This is a genomic window from Azospirillum isscasi, assembly GCF_030849505.1.
In the GTDB taxonomy this organism is placed as follows: domain Bacteria; phylum Pseudomonadota; class Alphaproteobacteria; order Azospirillales; family Azospirillaceae; genus Azospirillum; species Azospirillum isscasi.
Window position 1 is genome coordinate 1 of record NZ_JAUJFI010000360.1, and the last position, 1,170, is coordinate 1,170.

Annotated in this window: 1 protein-coding gene; it reads right to left on the reverse strand. The window is 71.8% G+C overall.

The features are described from left to right. Positions 1 to 1,170 (reverse strand): 1-deoxy-D-xylulose-5-phosphate synthase (dxs, locus tag QSG27_RS28990; RefSeq protein WP_306712320.1); only part of this gene is annotated, 1,170 nt, incomplete at both ends.

Consider the following 1,170-nt stretch of genomic DNA (forward strand, 5'->3'; position numbering starts at 1 on the left):
CCGGGCTGTCATGGTCGAGGAAACGGTCGGGCAGGACCATCGGGCGGATCTTCAGCCCGCCATCCAGCAGGCCGGCCATCGCGAGGTATTGCAGCACGAAGCTGCCGAAGCCGCCGACCGAGCCCTCCTCGATGGTGATCAGCACCTCGTGCTCCAACGCCAGACGGCGCACCAGCTCCTCGTCCAGCGGCTTGGCGAAGCGCGCGTCGGCCACCGTCGTGGACAGGCCCCGCGCCCCCAGCTCCGCCGCCGCCTTGCGCGCCTCGCCCAGGCGGGTGCCGTAGCTGAGGATCGCCACCTTGGTCCCTTCCTGGACGATCCGCCCCTTGCCGATCGGCAGCACCGCCCCGCGCTCCGGCAGTTCCAGCCCCACCCCCTCGCCGCGCGGGTAGCGCAGCGCCGAGGCGCGGTCGTCGATGGCCGCGCCGGTCGCCACCATGTGCATCAGCTCCAGCTCGTCCGCCGCGGCCATCAGCACGATGTCGGGCAGGCAGCCGAGATAGGCGACGTCGAAGGCCCCGGCGTGGGTCGCCCCGTCCGCCCCGACCAGCCCGGCGCGGTCGAGCGCGAAGCGCACCGGCAGGCGTTGCAGCACCACGTCGTGGACGAGCTGGTCGTAGGCGCGCTGCAGGAAGGTCGAGTAGATGGCGCAGAAGGGCTTGAAGCCCTCCGTCGCCAGCCCGGCGGCGAAGGTCACCGCGTGCTGCTCGGCGATGCCGACGTCGAAGCAGCGCGAGGGGAAGCGCTGGCCGAACAGGTCGAGCCCGGTGCCCGACGGCATGGCCGCGGTGATGGCGAGGACGGCGGGGTCGGCCTCGGCCTCGGCGATCAGGGCGTTGGCGAAGACGCGGGTGTAGGTCGGGGCGTTGGACTTGGGCTTGGCCTGGGTGCCGGTGACCACGTCGAACTTGGCCACCGCGTGCAGCTTGTCGGCCGACGCTTCCGCCGGGCCGTAGCCCTTGCCCTTCTTGGTGACGACGTGGATCAGGACCGGCTTGTCGTCCGTGGCGTCGCGCACGTTCTGGAGGACCGGCAGCAGATGCTCCAGATTGTGCCCGTCGATCGGACCGATGTAGTAGAAGCCCAGCTCCTCGAACAGCGTGCCGCCGGTGACCATGCCGCGGGCGTACTCCTCCGCCCGGCGGGCCGCCGTGCGCAGCGGACGCGGCA